Origin of the sequence: Nitratireductor kimnyeongensis (assembly GCF_019891395.1) — a bacterium.
GTDB classification, from domain to species: Bacteria; Pseudomonadota; Alphaproteobacteria; order Rhizobiales; family Rhizobiaceae; genus Nitratireductor; species Nitratireductor kimnyeongensis.
In genome coordinates this window covers 1935001-1955509 of the sequence record NZ_CP078143.1, presented here as the reverse complement: position 1 = coordinate 1955509, position 20509 = coordinate 1935001, and the positions used below count along the sequence as shown (strand labels likewise).

The following is a 20509-nucleotide window of genomic DNA, read 5'->3' as shown; positions in this document are numbered from 1 at the left end:
GGCGATTGCGCAACTTCTTGATCGATTTTCGGATCGCCCATCCGACCTCCTTCATCGCCGCATCAGCAAGATGGTGAGGCCTGTATCGGAAAATGCTTCTCCCCTCCTGACGATGGAAGCATGCGGCGTCGGGGATGGGTGCGATCGGCATGCTATCCGATACAGCCCCGACTTCAGTAGAGACGCTCGGTATTGCCGCGCCAGATCGCAGCCTGCCGCACCTCGTCGAGCGATGCCTCCTGCAGAGTGGCTTGCAGCAGATCTCTCCAGTATTCAGGCTTTGCCAGCGCCGTCGCTACCGGCCAGTTGCTCGCATAGATCAGCCGGTGAGGACCGAAACAATCCAACAAGGGAAGGACATGATCCCGCGCCATCTTACGGTCACGGTCGGCATCCCCGGTCAGGGGAAGCCCCGACAGTTTGACGTGGACGTTATAGTGACGCGACAGATGCGACATCGACTGGCGCCACGCGCCAAAGCCGTCCGGGTTTCCATCAGGCAGGCCGAAATGGGCCAGCACCACGGGAAGTTTGGGGAAAGCGAGAGCAAGGGCCGCGACCGATCTCAACAGCGCCTGTGGGGCGAGGACCTCGACCAGATGGCCCTGCGCCTGCAGCGCCGAGCAGATCGAGAGTGCAGCATCACTTCGCAGGTACCCCCTGGGATCTGCATCCAGAAGAGGCGTGAAACGCACACCGCGAAAAGCCGTGTCTCCAGCCTGCCCCGCAAGCTGCGAAAGACAATCGGGATCGCGCAAGTCAACCCAGCCGACAACGGAGCGGAACATCTCGTATCGGTGACAGAGCTCGAGACAATAATGCGCATGCGCCACCGTGGCAGGTCCGTGAACCAGCACGGCGCTCCCGGCGCCTGTTGCAGCCAGGACGGGCATGAGGTCTTCAGGCAGGAACGCCTTGCCCGTCAGGGCGGGGAACTGCTTTTCGGCGATGAAGGTTTCGCCCCGGGCGCGGTTCCAGATGTGGACATGAGCGTCAATGGCAGTGTTCATCGTTTTATGCTTTCTGTGGGATCGGGAATGCCCAGAGGCTCCAGCGCAGGCCAGAGCCTGCCTGGCACCGGCGTCGACAGATCTTCGAGATTTGATCGCAGAGCCTCAGGGTGGACGAGCCCCAGCACCAGCCTTGTGACCGCCGGATGCGATGCCGAATAGTGCAGGGCGGCGCGTTTGAGGGTAACTGATTCAGCCTGACAGATGGCCTGAATGGCCCGCACTCGGGCACGCAGCGCTGCATCCGGCGGCTGATAATCGAAGCGCGTGGCCTCCACGTCCGGACCGGTGGCAAGGATGCCCGAATTGAATGGCGCCGCCAGTTCCACGCGCACGCCGCGCGCCAGGCAGAACGGGAAGAGCAGATCAGCCGCGCTCTGGTCCAGCAGCGTGAAACGCCCCGCAACCATCAGCACGTCCAGCTCGATCTTCCGAAGCAGTGCGAGATGGGTGGCCGCGACATTGCTGCCGCAGCCAATTGCGCCCACGACCCCCTGCGCCTTGAGCTCGGTCAACGCAGGCAGCGCGCCGGTCAGCGCCTCGGAAAGATGCGCATCGCAATCATGAACGAACACGATGTCGAGATGATCGGTGCCCAGAAGCTTCAGGCTCTCCTCAACCGAACGGAACGTGGCGTCGCGCGAGTAGTCGTGCCAGTCCCCGGGATTGTTCATCGGATTGACCACTGTCGCTGCGTAGCCGCGGTAGCGTCCGACCTTGCTGGATAGAACATAGTCGTCGCGAGAGCGGCCGCGCAGCAGGCGTCCCAGGCGCTCCTCCGAGAGCCGCCCGCCATAGAGCGGAGCGGTGTCGAAGCGACGGATGCCCATCTCCCAGGCGGCGGCAAACATCTCTTCGGCGCTTTCATCCGGGATGGGAGCGGCGTTGGTCGTCCCCAGCAGGCCAAAGCCGAGGCCGACCGGCTTGACCGGGCCGCTCATCGAATACGCCGCCCGGTGTTCGCATCAAAGAAGAAGGCGTGCGCCATGTCGAAAGCCAGCGTCTGCGCGCTGCCTTCAGCCATATCCATCCGGCCTCCGGTCTTGCCGATGAGATCATGCGGGCCGGCGCGAAAATGGAGAAGCTTCTCGGTGCCGAGCTGTTCAATTAGATCCACCGGCAAAGTGGCGGGCACGCCGTTCGGCAGGTCCGCAGCCGGGCGCACATCGTCCGGGCGAATACCGAAGGTCACGCGGTCACCGGCGCGCAGCCCTTCGGGCGTGGTGCAGACGAGGTCTGTTTCGCCCAACCGTAACCCGTCCGGCGTCACCATGCAGTCGATCAGGTTCATTGCCGGGCTGCCCATGAACCCGGCCACGAAAACAGTGTCGGGATCGTGGAAGATTGAGTCAGGGGTACCCTGCTGCTCGATCCGCCCGTCTCGCATGATGACGATGCGGTCGGCCAGGGTCATCGCCTCCACCTGGTCGTGGGTGACATAGATGATCGTGTTTTTCAGCCTCTGGTGCAGGCGTTTGATCTCGGCCCGCATCTGGCCGCGGAGCTTGGCATCGAGGTTGGACAGCGGTTCGTCGAAGAGGAACACCTCGGGGTCGCGGACGATGGCGCGTCCCATGGCGACACGCTGGCGCTGACCGCCGGAAAGGGCGCCAGGCTTGCGATCGAGCAATTGTGTCAGCTCGAGGATTTCGGCCACCTCGCGCACGCGGCGGTCGATTTCGGCTTTCGGCATTTTCGACAGCTGCAACGAGAACGCCATGTTGTTGTAGACCGTCTTCGACGGGTAAAGCGCATAGTTCTGAAACACCATGGCGATGCCGCGTTCCTTCGGCCTAAGCCCGTTGACCACGCGCTCGCCGATGACGATCTCGCCGCCCGAGATGGTCTCCAGCCCCGCCACCATGCGGAGCGTGGTTGACTTGCCGCAACCCGAGGGACCGACGAGAACGCAGAACTCGCCCGGCTGGATAGAGATGTCGATCCCGTGCAAAGCTTGATGCGTGCCGTACATCTTTACGAGGTTTCGGATTTCAATGCGTGACATGGGAACTCCGGGTCTTACACGCGGCGTGCTTCGTTGCGCAGATAGAGCAACGTGAAAGCAGCCGAGATGATGAGGATCGAAACGGCGACGGTGGCCGCCTGAGAGAATTGAAAGTCGACAAAGGCGAGGCGGAAGGTGAGCGTGGACAGAACCTCCGTCGCGCGCCCCGGTCCCCCGCCTGTCGAGAGCCAGACCAGCGGAAACAGCTGGAAGGTCCAGATGAGATCAAGCAGCGCAACGCCGTAGATCACCGGTTTCAGCTGCGGCAAGGTGACGTGCCAGAACTTGTGCCAGAATCCGGCACCGTCGATTTCGGCGGCCTCGTAGAGCTCCTTGGGAACGGTCTGCAGACCCGACAGGAAGCTGACCATGATGAAGGGATAGCCGCGCCAGGTGGAAATCAACAAAAGCGCCCACATGGCGTAGTCGGGGTTGCCCAGCCAGTCGAGGGGCTCAGATATCAGTCCCAGCCATTGCAAGACATAGTTGATCAGGCCAAAGGGATTGAGCAGCAATTGCCAGTTCAGGGCGACCACGACGGCGGTGAAAATCCACGGCAGCACCAGCATCGAACGAAAGAAGGTCCGGGCGCGCGCGTTGATATCGGCGTTGACCAGAAGCGCCAGCCCGATGCCGACAATCATATGGCCCAGAACCGAACCCACGGTGAAGACCACGGTGTTGAGGCCCGCGCTCCAATAACCAGGGTCAGACAAGAGCGTAGTATAGTTGTCGAGGCCGACATAGGTGGGATTACGCTCAACGATCACGTTGTCGTAGAGTGAGTATTCGACCACCTTGTAAAGCGGCACCGAAAGCAGTGCGCCGAGGATCACCAGTCCCGGTAGCACGAACAGATAGGGCGTGCCCTGGGTGGTCATTTGGCGAAGCGTTGCGATCACTGGTTCGTCCTTTTGGGCAGGAGGGCCGAGCAACGATGTGCCCGGCCCATGAGTCTTACTGTGCAAGCTCCAGCCAGCGCGCCTGCACGGCGGCCGCGGCCTCTTCTGGGCTCTTGTCGCCGCGCAGCATGGCCTGGAGTTCCTCGGTCATGACTGACCAGCTCCCCGCTGCCTTCGGCGATTGGCGCATCTCCTCGACGGGGGTGTCGCCTTCGAGGATTTCCATCTGCTTGATCAGCGTCTCGTCCGCGCCCTCGCGCACGGCGTCGAGCGCGGCGAGATTGCCCGGCAGCGCGTTGGCGGCCACGGCGGCTTTCGCGTTGACTTCTGGCGAAAGCAGATAGTTCACGAAGGTCCAGGCGTCTTCCTTGTTGTCGCTGTCGGCGGAGATGCCGAGTTCCCAACCATGGACGCGATAGGCTTTTTCGCCGTTCGAGGGCACACGAACCAGCGTGTAATCCAGGTCCGGATTGCGGCTGGTGATCGAGCTGGAGTGCACACCCGGGGAGATCAGGAAGCCGGTGCGCCCGGCGATGAACTCTTCCAGATCGACGCCGCCGGTACGGGAGGCTGCGCCGGGGGCGATGCTGCCCGCATCATTCATGTCCTTGAGGAACTGTAGGGTCTCGACAACCTTGGGATTGTCGAAATTGGGCGTGGTGCCATCCATGATCCGCCCGCCATTTGCATAGAGCAACGGCAGGAAGGTGAGGATGGGGCCGTTCGATGGCGGCTGCGAGGAAAACGGCATTCCAATGCCGGAGATGCCATCCTGAAGCGCCGAGATTGCCTTTGCCTGCGCAGCGAATTCCTCCCAGTTGGTGGGCGGGGCGTCGAACCCGGCCTTGCGCACAAGCTCCATATTGACATGCATCACGAAGGGGAAGGCATTGAGCGGCACCATCCAGGTCTTGCCGTCAATCTTGCCCAAAGGGGCCTCGATGAGGTCGTCGGTCGCAAAACTGTTGTCCTCGCGAGCCAGGTAGTCGTCGAGGGGCTCCAGAATGCCGATGTCGAGGAACTCCTTGGTCCATGGCATATTGAGCCCCAGCACGTCCGAGCCCACGCCGATCGCATTGTCCGTCACGATGCTCTCGCGGACCTTGCCGAAGGGCTGGGTGACCAGCTTGACGGTGATGTCGGGGTGCTGAGCTTCAAAATCGGCGACAAGCTTGTCGTAGAAGCCGGTCGTTTCCTCGGCTGCGAACCATTGCAGCCATTCGATTTCGCCAGCCTGCGATGCCAGTGGCGTCAGCGTCGTTGCGAGGGCAAGCGCCCATGCGCGGAGCCGGATTTTCATCATTGTAGTCTCCTCCATATTGTTGCGTGGGCGTATTGCCCGGTTTGCAGGTTCCTCACCCCTTAACGCCGCCTGCGGACAGGCCGCCGACGACAAATCTCTGAACGAGCATGAAAAGGATCAGCACCGGAAGAGAGCCGATCACCGAGAACGCCATCATCTCGTCCCACTTGAGGCCGAACTCGCCGACCATCATCGAAATCCCCACCGGGACAGTGCGCACCTCCAGGGACCGGGTCAGAGCCAAGGCGAAAAGAAACTCGTTCCAGGCCAACAAAAAAGTATAGACCGCAGTTGAAATGATTCCTGGCATCGCCACCGGCAGCAGGACACGCACGAGCACGCCGAATGGTGTGCAGCCGTCAATGGCGGCGGCCTCGTCAAAATCCTTGGGGATCGTGTCGAGGTAGCCGTTCATCATGACGATGGAATAAGGCAGCGCGAATGTCAGATAGGTCAGAATCAGACCCCATAGGGTGTCATAGACACCCAAAAAGACGATCACGCCGAAGAATGGGATCAGCAGTGTGATCGTCGGCACCATCTGGGTGGTGATGACAAAGAGTTTGGCCACCCGGTCACCCAGAAAGCGGTAACGCGAGAAGGCGAAAGCGGCGAGCGTTCCGATCACCAGTGACAGGAAGGTCACCGCAAGCCCGACGACATAGCTGTTGATCAGGAAGGTGCGGAACTTTGGGTCGGCCAGCACCTTCGCATACCCACCCCAGTGCAGCTCGTCGGGGATAAGGCGCGGCGGCAGCGAAAAGGTCTCGGTGGTGGGCTTGAGCGACACCGAGACCATCCACAGGATCGGGAACACTAAGACAAAGGTGATCACAGTCAGCGCGGCATAGACCGCCAACTGACGCCAGCGCCGCCTGCGTTCTTCGTTCACGACCCTTGCGGGTCTGTCATGCCGGGCTATCTTGGTCATCAAAAGACCTTCAGTGTTGCATTGTCGATGAAGTCCCAGTCCAACTCGATCCCGAGCCCGGGTTTCTGCGGCAGATGGGCTTGGCCATCGCGAATGTCGATCGGCTCTTTCAGGCCGATGGCGAACAATTTCTCCGGCACCAGAACCTCAAAAAACTCATTGTTGCGGATCGCGGCGGCGCAATGCAGGTTCACCAGCTCCAGCGGATGATAGATCGCGGTATGGATCTCGCAATTCATGCCATGGGCTTCGGCCAGATGCGCTGTCTTCATCAGTCCGGTGATCCCGCCGGACCACGACGCGTCGCCGCGCACGATATCGATGGCGCGGCTGGCGATCAGCTCGGCAACGCCCGCGGGGTGGTTCTCCGAGGTTTCGCCACCGACGATGGGGATTTTCAACGTGTCGCGGAGCGACCGCAGGGATCCGTGGCATTCGTCGAACATTGGCTCTTCCAGCCAGTAAAAGTTCAACTCTTCGAGCATTCTGCCAAAATGGATGTTCTGCTGTAGATTGAAATTGTTGACCGGATCGCTCATCAGGCGGAAATCAGGACCAACCGCCTCCCGGCAGGCACGGTGTGCCTCGAAGGCCACCTCGAGATCCGCCGGCGGATGCAACTTGTAGGCAGCCCATCCGCGCGCCTGCAAGTCTTTGGCCTCTTCAGCATAGGCCTCTGCCGTGGGCAGGGTGAGCGAGGAGCCGTAGATCGGGATGCTGTCCCGCACCGCGCCGAGATGCTTGTACAGAGGCTTCCCCGCCGCCTGTGCCTGCGCCAGATGGCAGGCTATATCGTAGGGCGCATAGACATAGCTGGGCGTGAAGTTCCAGGCCCGGTTGAAGCGACGATAGTCGTGCCAATGCTGTTCCCTGTAATCGGGATCGCGCCCCAGGAAAAAGGGCCGCAACAGTTCCGACGAGACGGCGCCCATGGCCAGTGCGCTGCGCCCGGCAAAGCCGAAAGTCTCGACGCTCAGTCCCTCATCGGTGTGAAAGCGCATGGCCAGGAACTCGAAATCGATCGCCTTGCCGTCCTTGAGGCTGTACGTCTGGTCGGGCTCGCTGCGGCAGGCGCGAATCTCGATATCGGTGAATTTCATTGCGGGCTCCTTCAGCAGGCGACGTAAGCGGCGTGTTCAGTCGTGTAAAAATCGAGGGTGGATGGACCGACGGACCCGGTTCCCAAACCGGAATCCTTGATGCCGACGAAGGGCATGTTGTCGTCTGGCGCAGTGCCATGGTTGATGTGGATCATGCCGGTTTGAAGTTCTGACATCGCCCGCTGGGCGAACTCCAAACGGTCTGTGAAGACCGCAGCGGTCAGACCGTAATCGGTCGCATTGGCGAGACTCAGCGCTGCATCATCGTCGTGATAGCGGGTGATCGTCAGGACCGGTCCGAAAATCTCCTCCCGCGACGCGGGATTTTCGGGGTCATCGGTCGCCAGCAGGGTTGGGGCGAAGAAAAGCCCCTGGGGCGCACCGGGCACGGCCAGCTTCTGACCGCCGGTGAGCACACGCGCGCCCGCGCTTTCGGCTGCGCGAACCAAGTCTGTCACACGAGCGAGCTGCGCTTGCGTGGTTATCGGCCCCAATGTCGTTTCAGGATCGCGGCCCGGCCCGGGCTTCAGCGCCGTCAGGCGGCGGATCAGCCCGTCGCAGGCAGCGGCATAGACATCGGCGTGGACGATAACCCGGCTGATCGCGGTGCAGCGCTGACCCGAGCATTGGAAGGCTGCGCCTGCGATCGCGTCCAGCGCCGCGTCCAGATTGGCCACCTTGTCGACGATGGCCGCGTTCTTGCCGCCGAGCTCCAGCGAAACCGGAACGAGCCTGCCCCCGGCGGCTGCACCGATCTTGCGGCCGGTCGCAACCGATCCGGTGAAGGAGATGGCATCGACATCAGCCTCGACGAGGCTCGCCGCCACATCGCCCGCACCATTGACCAGACAGAGTGTCCCCTGGGGCAGCAGAGCCTCCGCAGCGCGCACCAGCCCCATCGCTGCGGCCGGAGTAAATTCCGAAGGCTTCAGGACCACCGCATTGCCGGCAGCCAGTGCCGGCACCAGCTTGCGCAGCGGCGTCAGCACCGGGAAATTCCACGGCGTGATCGCCAGAACGACGCCCAGCGGACGGCGCAGAATCGTGTTGGACCATCCCGGCGCCCGCCCCGGAAGGGTTCGGCCTCCATGGGCACGGGCAAAACTCAGCATCTGCCGCGCCTCGCGCAGCGACTTGCCGATTTCCGCCCGGGATTCGGCCAATGGCTTGCCCTGCTCCTCCGTCATAGCGCCAGCCAGCAACTCAGTCTGCGCCTCGATCCGGTTCAGCCATTCGGCCAGCAGGTCGCACCGCTGGTTTGCGGTTTTCGCGGACCATGCGGCGAAGCCGCGCCGCGCTGCCGCCAGTGTTCTGGCGATGTCCTCGGACGTCGCCGCAGCATAACGGCCAACCACGGCGCCGGTCGCCGGGTCGCGGGTAGCGAATGCCTCCCTGACGGCCTGGTCGCCAGCAAAGGGCAAGACCGGAGGTTCGATGACGGTGCTGTTCATCCGTGATCTCCTGCTTCGGCGAGAGTAGCGATCAACGCCTGCGCCCCACCGCGCAGCATGGTCTGGTCCGATCCGGCGGGAACCAGCTGCGCGCCCCTGCTCACCAGCGTCTTGACCTCAAGGGCGGGTGCAGGCAGCGCGCCGAAGACCTTGCCCGCAGCCAGAGTGGCATCCAGAACCCGGTCAAACACCCTGCGGAATTCCGGTGCGTCGAACTGGCGGAACAGGCCCATGGACGCCGAGAGATCATTCGGCCCCACGAACAGCCCGTCGATCCGTTCGATTGACAGGATCTCATCGAGATTGGCGACAGCCTCGGGCGACTCGATCTGCATCAGCACGGTCAACGCGTCATTGGCATGCTTGAAATAGGCTTCTGCCGCATACCCCCAGTCAGCGGCCTGTATCGCCCCGACGGCCACGCCACGACGCCCTTCGGTCGGGAACAGTGCGTTGTCCAGAATGCCCTGCGCCATTGCTGCGGTGTCCACCTGGGGCACCAGCAGACTGTTGGCGCCCAGATCGAGACACCGTTTGATGCTGCCTGCATCGTGGTCCGGCAGCCGGACCATCACTGCAGTGTCAAACGCCGCCAAGGCCTGGATCTGTGCCGCAAGGCCGTCGAGTCCGCCCCGGCCATGCTCGAGGTCGATCAGCAAATAGTCCAGTCCGGCGGCGGCCATCAGGCAGGCAGCTTCCGGTGAGCCAAGCGTCGACCATGCGCCCGAAACGGCATGCCCTTCAGCCAGTTTCCTCTTGAAAGAGAGCCCCTTTTCCAGAGCTCGTGGCAATTCGGTCATTTCGTCTCCTTTGACGTCGAATAGGCACTGACGAGGTTATGCACATGCACATGCGCGCCCGCCGGGATGTCGGCAGTGACGCGGCCGATGAGCCAGCCGCCGCGATGCAGGCTTTCGCCAGCGGCGATGTCCTGCAGGGCGATCTTGTGAAAGGCCGGTATGTTTTCGCGTGCGGTGAGCAGGCCGGTGGCGGCCTTCACTACCCCGCCCGCGGACACATCAGCGAGCAGATAGGCGACCCTGTCGCCGGGGCTGACTGACTGGGCAGTTACGGTCATATGGCGGCTCCAAAGCGGCTGATGGATTCCGCGCCTTCGCCCAGGATCTCGCCGAAGGTCAGCTGCCCGGAGGCAGTGGCGACGATGCGCTTGCGCAGGTCCTGCGCGACGTCCTGCAAGCTGCGGCCAGCCAGGACATCCGAGGCGTCGAAGTCGATCTGGTGGGAAAGGGACCCGGCGGTCCTGGCATTGGCAGTCAGCTTCAGCGTTGGAGCCAAGGCACTGCAATAACTGTTGCCGAGCCCGGTGGTGAACAGGATCATCTGTGCTCCGCTCGCTACGAAACCGGTGAGGGATTCGGGCGAATAGCTGGGCGCGTCCATGAAGTGCAGGCCCGCCGTCGCGGGCGCCTCGGCATAGGCGAGCACCGACTGAATTGCACGGGTGCCGGCCTTGAGAACCGCCCCGCTGGCTTTTTCCTCGATGGTGCTGAGCCCTGCCTTGATGTTGGCGGCGTTGGGATTGGTGCCCAGCAGGTCCACGCCTGCGGCATGGGCCAATGCCAGCCGGTCGGCGACGACGCGCTTCAGCGTCTCGCCCACCTCAGGCGTGGCTGCGCGGCGCGCCAGTTCATCCTCAGTGCCGAGCCATTCAATGGTTTCGCCCAGCACCACGCTACCGCCCGAATCCACCAGCCAGTCCGCGATGCAACCGAGAAGTGGGTTTGCCGCGAGTCCGGACGACGGGTCGGAAAGACCGCACTCGAAGGCGAGGAACAACTCCGAGACCGGGCAGGCAACGGGGCGCTCCAGCGACAGATCACGCAAGAGGCGCGCGCCTTCGGCGATCGCTCTCTGGCCAAGCAGAAGTGCATCATGACCCGTCTCGTCCAGCCCCAGTGCCACGAATGGGCGTTTGGCGGCTTCAACCACTGCGATCATCTGGTCAAGCCGGGTTCGATCGGCACCGATCAGCAGAACCGCGCCGCAATTGGGATGAGTTGCCATTCCAGCCAGCGCGGCGGTGTGAAAACCCGCATCGGCGCCGACCATGCCCATGCCGTACATCGTGCTGGCAAAGACCGAACCAGGCAAGGCGAAGGCCACACGGCGGGCCGCCGCGTCCGTCAGCCCGGTACAGTTCAGCACCAGAAGACGATTGCGGATTCCGGGTCGCCCCCTGGGCCGCGGATAGCCGAGAAAGGTATCGGTGCCGGACATTCTAGAAAAACACCCGTTCTGCCGTGCCTGCCAGCAGGGTGGATTTTTCGTCATCCGAAAGACCCAGCCCAGAATCTATCAGCGCGAAGGCCGCGGCCAGATTGTGCGGAGCCTCATACTCCAGCACCGGCAGGTCCGAACCCCACATCAGCCGCTCGATCCCGAAAGCTTCGATCAGCGCCGCAATCTGGCCCTTGAGCGCGTCATAGGGTGGTGGTGCGAACTTGTTGAAGCCCGAAATCTTGACGTGAACCTTGGGATACCGCGCCAAGGTGATCAGGTTGCCCAGCTGTTCGGTATCGCCGGGCATCACGGTCCCCATATGGTCGATCACCACCACGGTATCGGGGTGCTTTTCGCTCAACGCGGCCAGATGCAACAGCGCGTCATTGTCCATCTTGGCGTCGTTGCGGATCAGCGGGCAGATGTTGAGATGTTCTCGCGCCGCCATCTCGTACATACCGTTCATCACCGGGGCATCGACCCAGTCGGCGGTGCCGAACCCGCGCACGCGGAAGCCCTTGACCCCCTCGGCCTTCTTTTCGAGCATCATGTCGGGGCCATTTGGCTCGGCCTCGCCCACGGCGCCGACGACGGCGAAGGTTGCCGGCGAAGCCTTGGCAGCGTCGGTGAGGTAGGAACTGTCGAAGCCGTGATACCAGATGTGCTGAATCAGCACGACGCGGCCTACGCCCATCGGTGCCAGCGTTTTCAGCAAACCGCCCGTTGGCATTTCTGCCGGATTGAGATCCGCCGCCGTGCGCCCCTCGGCCATCGGATAGGCGGCCAGGTCGCCCGACCAGGCATGGCAATGGGCATCGATCCAGCCATGTTCACCCTGCGCCCCGGCCAAGCGCGGCAGGGCAGCAGCGGCAAGAGCGGCGGCGCCCGAGGCAAGCGCCGCGCGGCGCGTGACATTGATGGAGGTCATGGTCGGTCCTCTCTCTCCGAAGGTCATTGATTTTGGCGTTTCAGGGCGGCGCCGCGCAGACGCATGATGACCGGCATCACCGCAACCATCACGGCCACGGCCAGCATCACTGCGGCGATGGGATAGTCGGCCGGCGAAGGAATTGCGCCATTCGTCAACATGATCCCGGCGCGCATCTCTGCCTCGGCAATCGGTGCCAGAACAAATCCGATCACGAATGGCCCGAGCGGCAGCTTCAACCGCATCAGCACTGCGCCCAGAACGCCGAAGAACAACAACACCCAAACATCAAGAATCCGGTTGTTCGCGGCATAGGTGCCGATCACGCAGAACACCGCCACTGCCGAGAGTACAAACGCCCGCGGAATCTCGACCAACCTGGCCAGATAGGGGATGAAGCCGATCATCATGGCGAACATCACGAAATTGGCGACGCCGTAGGTCATGACGATCGAAAAGACGATCTCCGGATTGTTGACGATCAGCAGCGGACCGAGCTGGACGTTGTGAATGAGCAACGCGCCGATCAAGATCGCATCGACGGTGGATCCGGGTATGCCGAGACTGATCAGCGGGATCAGGGCGCCGCCGATGGAAGCATTGTTGGCGCATTCCGTGGAGACCAGTCCTTCTTCCGCGCCCTGCCCGAACCGCTCGGGCGTCTTCGACAGACTCCGGCTGGCGGAATAGGCGACCATGGCGGCGATATTGCCGCCGATTCCGGGCAGAAGGCCGATCCACGTACCCAGAAGGGAGGAGCGCAGCATGTTCCATTTGTGCTCCCCGAAGTCGCGCAACTGGCCGGTCAGCTCCCGCAAGCTGACGCGCTTGCTCTCCATCTTCACGATGCCACCTCCGGCGGCCTGGATGACCTGGCTGAGCGCGAAAGTGCCGACCAGAACCGGCAGCAGGCTGAGACCTGCAGCAAGGTCGGGGATGCCAAAGGTGAAACGAATGTTCCCGCTGGTGGGATCGATACCGGGCAGCGAGAACAGCATGCCGAGGAAGCCTGCCATGATCCCCTTGGTGAACGATCGCCCGCCAAGGGAGGAAATCAGCACCAGAGCCATCATCACCATGGCGAAGAACTCCCATGGTCCGAAGCGCAGGGCGATGGAGGCAAGCGGTGGCGCGACCGCAAGCAGCAATAAGAAGGAGATCACACCGCCGACCAGCGAACTCAACACCCCAAGGGCAAGTGCCCGTGCCGCCTTCCCCTGCCGCGTCATGGGGAAACCGTCGAGCGTGGTGAAGATCGACGAGGGCGTGCCAGGCATGTTGATCAAGATCGCCGAGATCAGTCCACCGGAGATGCCACCGACATACATCGACACCAGCAGTGTCATCGCGTCGGTGTCCTTCATGAGGTAGGTCATCGGCAGGGCCAGCGCGATCAGCATGGTCGCGCTCAAGCCGGGAATGGCGCCGACGATGATCCCCAGAAAGACTCCGAGCATCATCATCATTAGCGGGAACGGGGTGAAGAGGGTTGCCCCGGCTGAAATCAGAAACTCCATCACAACACCGCCGGGATGTTGACGAAGAAGACACGGGTGAAAATCAGCTCCAGCCCAACGCCGAGCACCAGCCCGACAAGGCCCAGGGCAAGCAGCATCGTCCGGGTCCGCGGCACGCCTATGAACAGCGCTCCGATCCAGAACAGGACGGCGGCAATTGCCATGAACGGCACCACCGCGCTTTGCAGCACCAGAACAATGGCAAAGAAGAACAGGATATAGCCGATGACCGTGGCCGCACGGCGGATCGCTGCGGACCCCGGATGCATCAGGTTGTGCAGGGGAGAGGGATCGGCCAGAAGAAGGCGTGCACAGCGAACGACCTCGAAAGCCGCGCAGATGAAGACAATGACGGCGATCATCTTGGGCACGGCGGCCGAGCCCATCGGCTCGAACCGGGATTCGGGTAGGGTTAGCGCAGCGACATAGAAAGCCACCGCGATTCCCGCTGCACCGAGCGCGGCAAGCAGGCTGATGAGGCCGTCATTGCTGTTTTTGTCCATGGCACTCCTCCCCCGAAGACGCGCCGATTGAACGACGCGACCTGCGGTTTTTCACGATATCCGAGCAGCTACATCTTGGACGCGGCGGCCATCACTTCCTGGAAGGTCGGCCCGTAGGCCGCAGGCGCATCCTCGGCGGTGAGGAACTCATTGGTGAGCGCGCGTTGCTTCAGCATTGCCTGGAAACTCTCCGATTCATAGGCAGTGCGGAAGGCATTCTCGAGGATTTCCAGACGCTCGGGCGGGGTGCCCTTCGGTGCGAAGACCCAGTTGTAGTTGTTCCAGACCTGATCGATGCCAAGCTCTTTGGCAGTGGGAATGTCGGGCATCGCCGGATGGCGCTCCGGCGAGAATTGCACCAGCGCCTTGATGTCCGGATTTGGGCTGCCGACATATTCGCCCATCGAGTGAATGGTGATGTCGGCGTGTCCGCCAAGGATCGCTGCCAACCGCTTGGCTCCGCCCCCGATATTCACCAGCCGAATATCCAGACCTTCGACTTTGGACTTCAGCATCTCATGCTGAATATGGGTCTCCGAGCCCAAAGCCGTCGCTTCGGTCACAGCGCCGGGATTGGCCAGGGCAAAGTCCACCACATCTTTCAAGGTTTCATATCCGGAATCGGAACGCGCGATCATGATCGAGTTCCAGCGCCCGGTCAGGGCAATGGTTTCCACATCCTCCGGCGCCACCTGGGAAACGCCGAGCGCCTTTGAGGTCAGCATGCCGAAATGCCACATGCCGAGCGTATACCCGTCCGGTTCGGCACTTGCGACAGCGTTTCCTCCCAGCGATCCACCCGCGCCAGGCATGTTTACGACGACCACATTGGTGCCCAATGCACCCGTTTCCTCCAATGCGATCTGAAAGGCACGCGCTACGGTGTCGCTTCCGCCGCCAGGGGCGAAGGGAACAATGATCTTGATCGGTTGACTCGGATAGTCCTGCGCAGTTGCAACCAGCGGCAGCAGAGTCAGCGCCGTGGCGGCAAGTGCAATGAATTTCCTGCGAATCATAAGTTCCTCCCAACCGAAATGTTTCGCCTTCTAGAGAGCTTAACTGAGCTCTCACAAAAGATTTGACATAGTTGTGCCGCTAAGTCAATTATCATTGATGCGTGTTTCCGCCATGGGATCCGACTGGCATGATCGTCCGTAACATTCTGATTAAGCTGTGAAATTCTATACTGAGGACAGCCAGAGTGCTTGGATTGGCGTGATGCATGTGAATGCGCGCTCGCGGAATGACGGCGCGAAATGCCATCGGACAGCAGCCATGTCTGAACATTCGGCGGCGATGCCCAAATTTTGAACGTTAAGGTCAATTTCATGGAAGATGCACGTTTCAATAAAGCCCAGAACCCGGTCATAGACGACGCCACCAAGACGGCGACCGTACAGAGATCGGGTGCCTATGAAGGCTTTTTGAAGTGCCTGATGCAGGGCGTCTTCAGACCCGGAAGGCTTGTCACGCAGCGCGAGATCTGTGACGCGACCGGATCGCCCATCACGGCCGTCCGAGAGGCTCTAAAGCGGTTGGAAGGCGAAGGGATCGTGGAGCTGATTGCCAAGAAAGGCGTCATCCTGCGCGAGATCACCGCTGACGAGGTGCGCGAGATTTACCAGCTGCGCAAGCTGGTCGAGGTGCCGGCGGTACGGATCTATGCACTGAACCACGATCCCGAGGAGGTTGCCACGCTCCGCCGCAAGACGATGGAGATCATCAATGCGCCAATGGAGACGGCCGAACAACGGCAAGCTTTGGTCCAGCAACGGACGCAACTGGACTGGGGCCTTCATCAAACCTTCCTGCGCGCGCTCCAAAGCAGCCTGGTCGACACGATTTTTCGAAACCTCGAGACCCGGCAAATGCTAGTCCGCCTGCAGCTGCCGCCCCGGTATCTCAGCCATGGCGAGGCCTTTGCCGAGCATCACGAAATTCTGGACGCGATACTGGAGCGGGCTCCGGATAAAGCCGCACAACTTCTGGCGGACCACCTCGACACCGCAAAACAGAGGTTCCTCGACGCGATCGAATATTGAAGGGAAGCCAAAGGCCTGAGTAACTGACCTTGGCAGCGGGTATCAGTGTTCGTCATTTGAAGGCTGAATCGAATTTCGGTTTCTGACCTGCTCCCTTGCGATTTTCCTGTTCTTGGTTTGCCTGTTCCTCCGCGAAGGTGACAGGCAATAGAACCATCACGGTTCACGAAAAAAGATCATCGGGATATCGCGGGAGCAGCACGCCGGGATGAAGACTGCGGATGTCTTTCGCAAGCAGGGCGTCTCGGAAACGACCTTCTACAAACACAAAGCCAAGTTCGGCGGAACGGACGTGTCGGACGCCCGCAAACTGAACAGGCTGCTGTGCGAGGTGATGCTGGAGAATGCCAAACTCAAGGATGCCGCAGCAAAAATATGGTGACGCCTGGCGCGAAGTGGCAGGCCGCGACTCACCTGTACACGGCGCACGGTGTGCGCCAGCGCCGCGCGTGCGATGCCGGAGCATCCAGCAGGGCGACTGAGATTTGCGTGACGCGATGAACAACGCCGCTCGTGAACGCCGGCGGTTCGGAGACAGGCGCTTTCATCTGATGCCGGAACGGCGAGGGATCGTGTTGAACCAAAAGCAGCTGAGACGCCTTTATCGAGAGGAGAAGCTGCAGGCTTGCAATCATGGCGCCCGGAGGCGGGCTCGCAGCACCAGCAGACTGATGTTGCTGCCTAGAGGAACAAACGAACAATGGAGCCTGGACCTTGTTTCCGATGCTTACACCGATAGACGCCGGTTCCGGCTTCTGGCCGTCTTCGATGACTTCAGCCGGGAGTGTCTTGCGCTGGTGGCGGGCACATCGTTGTCAGGTCTTCGAGTAACCCGTGAACTCGATCCCCTGATCCGGTTGTGTGGCAAGCCCGGTACCTTGGTCTCCAACAACCGGGCAGAACTTGTCCAGCACGGCCGTGCTCAGTGTTCCTGGGAGACCAGCGTGGACTGGCATCCCATCCAGCCTGGCAAGCCGATGCGGGATGGCTTCGGCGGAGCTTCAACGGCAGATTCAGGGACTTGTGTCTCAACGAGACGCTGTGCGCCGAGGGAGAAGAAAGGCTTCGTCCTGACGACCCACGGTTTCCCTACTTCAGTGCTAGCCAGACCGGAGCCAGGACATGAGGAGGAAAGCTGGCTGAGGCGGGGTTATCAGCAGGATAGTGAGCAGAAGCGAGAAGCTGTTGCGTTTCAGGCGATGGTTGCCCGTGTATGCTTCATGGGAGGCGCGGGGGCGGGTGTTGAATCAAAAAAAGCGCTCGTTTGAGCGCTTTTTGATTGATTTGGTTGCGGGGGCAGGATTTGAACCTGCGACCTTCAGGTTATGAGCCTGACGAGCTACCGGGCTGCTCCACCCCGCGTCAATGTTTTTGCGTTTTTGCCTGTTTTCATGACAAAAGGCCGCGTGTTGCGGCCTTTGTCGTTTTTGGCTTTGTTCAGAGAAGATTTCCATGCGTTTAGCAGACCTGGCAGCGACCTACTCTCCCGCGTCTTAAGACGAAGTACCATCGGCGCTGGGGCGTTTCACGGCCGTGTTCGGAAAGGGAACGGGTGCAGCCGCCCCGCCATAACCACCAGGTCGGCGAAACGCATGTAATCGAGAAGCTGGTTTTTGATGCCTGATACGGGCAAAGCCCGCAAGGCCAAGCGGCCGTCGCGCATGATTGCGCTTGCCGTCCGCCGGATAGCGGCTTTCGCCGCGCTCATCCGCAAGGACAATTGCGATGAGCATAAGCCCAGATGAGCATAAGCAATGAGAATGATTCAAGCCTATCGAGTTATTAGTACCGGTAAGCTCCATGCGTTGCCGCACTTCCACACCCGGCCTATCAACGTGGTGGTCTCCCACGACTCTCAGGGAATACTCGTTTTCAGGTCGGTTTCCCGCTTAGATGCCTTCAGCGGTTATCCGTTCCGTATATAGCTACCCTGCTATGCGGCTGGCGCCACAACAGGTCCACCAGAGATACGTCCATCCCGGTCCTCTCGTACTAGGGACAGATCCTGTCAATATTCCTACACCCACGGCAGATAGGGACCGAACTGTCTCACGACGTTCTGAACCCAACTCACGTACCGCTTTAAATGGCGAACAGCCATACCCTTGGGACCTGCTCCAGCCCCAGGATGCGATGAGTCGACATCGAGGTGCCAAACAACCCCGTCGATATGGACTCTTGGGGGTCATCAGCCTGTTATCCCCGGCGTACCTTTTATCCGTTGAGCGATGGCCCTTCCACGCGGGACCACCGGATCACTATGACCGACTTTCGTCTCTGCTCGACTTGTCAGTCTTGCAGTCAGGCAGGCTTATGCCATTGCACTCAGCGAACGATTTCCGACCGTTCTGAGCCCACCATCGCGCGCCTCCGTTACTCTTTAGGAGGCGACCGCCCCAGTCAAACTACCCACCATACACTGTCCCGGATCCGGATAACGGACCGCGGTTAGACATCCATATAGATAAGGGTGGTATTTCAAGGATGGCTCCACGCGAGCTGGCGCCCACGCTTCAAAGCCTACCACCTATCCTACACATGCCGACACGAATGCCAGTGTAAAGCTATAGTAAAGGTGCACGGGGTCTTTCCGTCTAACCGCAGGAACCCCGCATCTTCACGGGGAATTCAATTTCACTGAGTCTCTGCTGGAGACAGCGGGGAAGTCGTTACGCCATTCGTGCAGGTCGGAACTTACCCGACAAGGAATTTCGCTACCTTAGGACCGTTATAGTTACGGCCGCCGTTTACCGGGGCTTCAATTCAGAGCTTGCACTCCTCCTCTTAACCTTCCGGCACCGGGCAGGCGTCAGACCCTATACGTCGTCTTGCGACTTCGCAGAGCCCTGTGTTTTTGATAAACAGTCGCTACCCCCTGGTCTGTGCCACCCCCATCCGGTTGCCCGAACAAGGGTCACGCTTATCCCGAAGTTACGCGTGCATTTTGCCGAGTTCCTTCAGCAGAGTTCTCTCAAGCGCCTTGGTATACTCTACCAGTCCACCTGTGTCGGTTTCGGGTACGGTCTATATGGAGGAGCTATTTCCTGGGACCACATGGCTGCCTCTCCAATCCGATAAGGAAAGACAACGTCCGCAATCCGTCACTACCTCCAGGCCCACGAATATTAACGTGGTTCCCATCGACTACGCCTTTCGGCCTCGCCTTAGGGGCCGGCTAACCCTGCTCAGATTAACTTTAAGCAGGAACCCTTGGACTTTCGGCGAGGGGGTCTCTCACCCCCTTTATCGTTACTCATGTCAGCATTCGCACTTCCGATACCTCCAGGAGCCCTCACGGGTCTCCCTTCATCAGCCTACGGAACGCTCCGCTACCGCTTGCAAAGCAAGCCCAAAGCTTCGGTGTATGGCTTTAGCCCCGGTACATTTTCGGCGCAAAACCCCTTAATTAGACCAGTGAGCTGTTACGCTTTCTTTAAATGATGGCTGCTTCTAAGCCAACATCCTGGTTGTTTTGGGAGTCTCACATCCTTTCCCACTTAGCCATAACTTGGGGACCTTAGCTGTTGGTCAGGGTTGTTTCCCTCTCCACGACGGACGTTAGCACCCGCCGTGTGTCTGCCGACTAGTACTCCTCGGTATTCGGAGTTTGGTTAGGTTTGGTAATCCGGTGAGGACCCCTAGCCCATCCAGTGCTCTACCCCCGAGGGTATTCGGTCGACGCTCTACCTAAATAGATTTCGCGGAGAACCAGCTATTTCCGAGTTTGATTGGCCTTTCACCCCTAGCCACAAGTCATCCCGATCTATTGCAACAGATATGGGTTCGGTCCTCCAGTAAGTGTTACCTTACCTTCAACCTGCTCATGGCTAGATCACTCGGTTTCGGGTCTAATGCAACGTACTGAACGCCCTGTTAAGACTCGCTTTCGCTACGCCTACACCTACCGGCTTAAGCTTGCACGTTACATTAAGTCGCTGACCCATTATACAAAAGGTACGTGGTCACACTTGCGTGCTCCCACTGTTTGTAGGCAACCGGTTTCAGGTACTCTTTCACTCCCCTCGTCGGGGTGCTTTTCACCTTTCCCTCACGGTACTAGTTCGCTATCGGTCATGCACGAGTACTTAGGCTTGGAGGGTGGTCCCCCCATGTTCAGACAGGATTTCACGTGTCCCGCCCTACTCGAGGACTATCGTTCACATTACGCATACGGGACTGTCACCCGCTCCGGTCCAACTTTCCAGAAGGTTCTGCTTGTTAAACGATAGCCACTGGCCTGGTCCGCGTTCGCTCGCCACTACTAGCGGAGTCTCGGTTGATGTCCTTTCCTACGGGTACTTAGATGTTTCAGTTCCCCGCGTTCGCTTCTTATCCCTATGTATTCAGAATAAGATACCTTATTGCGATACTTGGAAACCGCAGCAGCCCGCAAAGCAGACTGCTGTGATTTCCCAAGTATCTAAGGTGGGTTTCCCCATTCGGATATCTACGGATCAAAGGGTATTCGCACCTCCCCGTAGCTTTTCGCAGCGTATCACGTCCTTCATCGCCTGTGCATGCCAAGGCATCCACCAATTGCCCTTAAGACACTTGATCATTCTCATTGCCAATGCTC

19 protein-coding genes, 1 tRNA gene and 2 rRNA genes are annotated in these 20509 nt (G+C 60.3%); 4 read left to right on the top strand and 18 right to left on the bottom strand.

Annotation, left to right across the window (positions count from 1 at the left end; genetic code table 11):
- Window positions 1-173 precede the first annotated feature (173 nt).
- From KW403_RS09315 to KW403_RS09245, 15 genes are all read right to left on the bottom strand, one after another.
- Window positions 174-1010, bottom strand: a complete 837-nt coding sequence (locus tag KW403_RS09315) for an amidohydrolase family protein (protein ID WP_223019227.1) — start codon at window positions 1008-1010, stop codon at window positions 174-176.
- Window positions 1007-1951 carry an aldo/keto reductase gene (locus KW403_RS09310; protein ID WP_223019226.1) on the bottom strand — a complete coding sequence of 315 codons (945 nt, stop codon included), beginning with the start codon at window positions 1949-1951 and terminating at the stop codon, window positions 1007-1009. Before KW403_RS09310 ends, KW403_RS09315 begins: the two co-directional genes overlap by 4 nt.
- Window positions 1948-3015: an ABC transporter ATP-binding protein gene (locus KW403_RS09305; protein WP_223019225.1), complete on the bottom strand. Its 1068-nt coding sequence runs from the start codon at window positions 3013-3015 to the stop codon at window positions 1948-1950. The genes KW403_RS09310 and KW403_RS09305 overlap by 4 nt, the downstream gene beginning before the upstream one ends.
- Before the next feature lie 14 nt (window positions 3016-3029).
- Entirely contained in the window at window positions 3030-3917 is an 888-nt protein-coding gene (locus tag KW403_RS09300) for a carbohydrate ABC transporter permease (protein ID WP_223019224.1), read from the bottom strand.
- A 55-nt stretch (window positions 3918-3972) separates the two neighbouring features.
- Window positions 3973-5220 carry an ABC transporter substrate-binding protein gene (locus tag KW403_RS09295; protein WP_223019223.1) on the bottom strand — a complete coding sequence of 416 codons (1248 nt, stop codon included), beginning with the start codon at window positions 5218-5220 and terminating at the stop codon, window positions 3973-3975.
- 52 nt (window positions 5221-5272) lie between these two features.
- Window positions 5273-6112 (bottom strand): carbohydrate ABC transporter permease, encoded by an 840-nt coding sequence (locus KW403_RS09290; protein WP_223019222.1) that lies wholly within the window; start codon window positions 6110-6112, stop codon window positions 5273-5275.
- A gap of 38 nt (window positions 6113-6150) precedes the next feature.
- Complete coding sequence (locus KW403_RS09285; RefSeq protein WP_223019221.1) at window positions 6151-7251, bottom strand: enolase C-terminal domain-like protein; 1101 nt, start codon at window positions 7249-7251, stop codon at window positions 6151-6153.
- An 11-nt stretch (window positions 7252-7262) separates the two neighbouring features.
- Window positions 7263-8702, bottom strand: coding sequence for an aldehyde dehydrogenase family protein (locus KW403_RS09280; protein WP_223019220.1), 1440 nt, complete (start codon window positions 8700-8702; stop codon window positions 7263-7265).
- Window positions 8699-9502: an HpcH/HpaI aldolase family protein gene (locus KW403_RS09275; RefSeq protein WP_223019219.1), complete on the bottom strand. Its 804-nt coding sequence runs from the start codon at window positions 9500-9502 to the stop codon at window positions 8699-8701. The genes KW403_RS09280 and KW403_RS09275 overlap by 4 nt, the downstream gene beginning before the upstream one ends.
- The gene (locus tag KW403_RS09270) at window positions 9499-9780 is read right to left on the bottom strand and encodes a UxaA family hydrolase (RefSeq protein WP_223019218.1); all 282 of its coding nucleotides are present in this window, start codon (window positions 9778-9780) and stop codon (window positions 9499-9501) included. Before KW403_RS09270 ends, KW403_RS09275 begins: the two co-directional genes overlap by 4 nt.
- Window positions 9777-10940, bottom strand: coding sequence for a UxaA family hydrolase (locus tag KW403_RS09265; protein WP_223019217.1), 1164 nt, complete (start codon window positions 10938-10940; stop codon window positions 9777-9779). Before KW403_RS09265 ends, KW403_RS09270 begins: the two co-directional genes overlap by 4 nt.
- A gap of 1 nt (window position 10941) precedes the next feature.
- Window positions 10942-11871 carry an amidohydrolase family protein gene (locus KW403_RS09260; RefSeq protein WP_223019216.1) on the bottom strand — a complete coding sequence of 310 codons (930 nt, stop codon included), beginning with the start codon at window positions 11869-11871 and terminating at the stop codon, window positions 10942-10944.
- A gap of 23 nt (window positions 11872-11894) precedes the next feature.
- The gene (locus KW403_RS09255; RefSeq protein WP_223019215.1) at window positions 11895-13388 is read right to left on the bottom strand and encodes a tripartite tricarboxylate transporter permease; all 1494 of its coding nucleotides are present in this window, start codon (window positions 13386-13388) and stop codon (window positions 11895-11897) included.
- Window positions 13388-13891 carry a hypothetical protein gene (locus KW403_RS09250; protein ID WP_223019214.1) on the bottom strand — a complete coding sequence of 168 codons (504 nt, stop codon included), beginning with the start codon at window positions 13889-13891 and terminating at the stop codon, window positions 13388-13390. Before KW403_RS09250 ends, KW403_RS09255 begins: the two co-directional genes overlap by 1 nt.
- A 68-nt stretch (window positions 13892-13959) precedes the next feature.
- Window positions 13960-14907, bottom strand: a complete 948-nt coding sequence (locus tag KW403_RS09245; RefSeq protein ID WP_223019213.1) for a Bug family tripartite tricarboxylate transporter substrate binding protein — start codon at window positions 14905-14907, stop codon at window positions 13960-13962.
- A gap of 312 nt (window positions 14908-15219) precedes the next feature.
- On the opposite strand from KW403_RS09245, the gene KW403_RS09240 reads away from it, so the two are divergent.
- The 3 genes from KW403_RS09240 (at window position 15220) to KW403_RS19490 (ending at window position 17201) form a co-directional block, all read left to right on the top strand.
- The gene (locus tag KW403_RS09240; RefSeq protein ID WP_223019212.1) at window positions 15220-15933 is read left to right on the top strand and encodes a GntR family transcriptional regulator; all 714 of its coding nucleotides are present in this window, start codon (window positions 15220-15222) and stop codon (window positions 15931-15933) included.
- A 175-nt stretch (window positions 15934-16108) separates the two neighbouring features.
- Window positions 16109-16315 carry a transposase gene (locus KW403_RS09235; RefSeq protein ID WP_343224061.1) on the top strand — a complete coding sequence of 69 codons (207 nt, stop codon included), beginning with the start codon at window positions 16109-16111 and terminating at the stop codon, window positions 16313-16315.
- A gap of 115 nt (window positions 16316-16430) precedes the next feature.
- The gene (locus KW403_RS19490; protein WP_425518226.1) at window positions 16431-17201 is read left to right on the top strand and encodes a DDE-type integrase/transposase/recombinase; all 771 of its coding nucleotides are present in this window, start codon (window positions 16431-16433) and stop codon (window positions 17199-17201) included.
- A 17-nt stretch (window positions 17202-17218) separates the two neighbouring features.
- Here the strand turns inward: KW403_RS19490 and KW403_RS09230 are convergent.
- Window positions 17219-17295 (bottom strand) — tRNA-Met (locus KW403_RS09230).
- A gap of 103 nt (window positions 17296-17398) precedes the next feature.
- A 5S ribosomal RNA gene (gene rrf / locus KW403_RS09225) occupies window positions 17399-17513 on the bottom strand.
- Window positions 17514-17549: 36 nt separating this feature from the next.
- Between rrf and KW403_RS19445 the strand changes: the two genes are divergently transcribed.
- The gene (locus KW403_RS19445; protein WP_281425579.1) at window positions 17550-17678 is read left to right on the top strand and encodes a hypothetical protein; all 129 of its coding nucleotides are present in this window, start codon (window positions 17550-17552) and stop codon (window positions 17676-17678) included.
- Between the two features lie 16 nt (window positions 17679-17694).
- Here KW403_RS19445 and KW403_RS09220 read toward each other — a convergent pair.
- Window positions 17695-20490 (bottom strand): 23S ribosomal RNA (locus KW403_RS09220).
- Window positions 20491-20509: the final 19 nt, after the last annotated feature.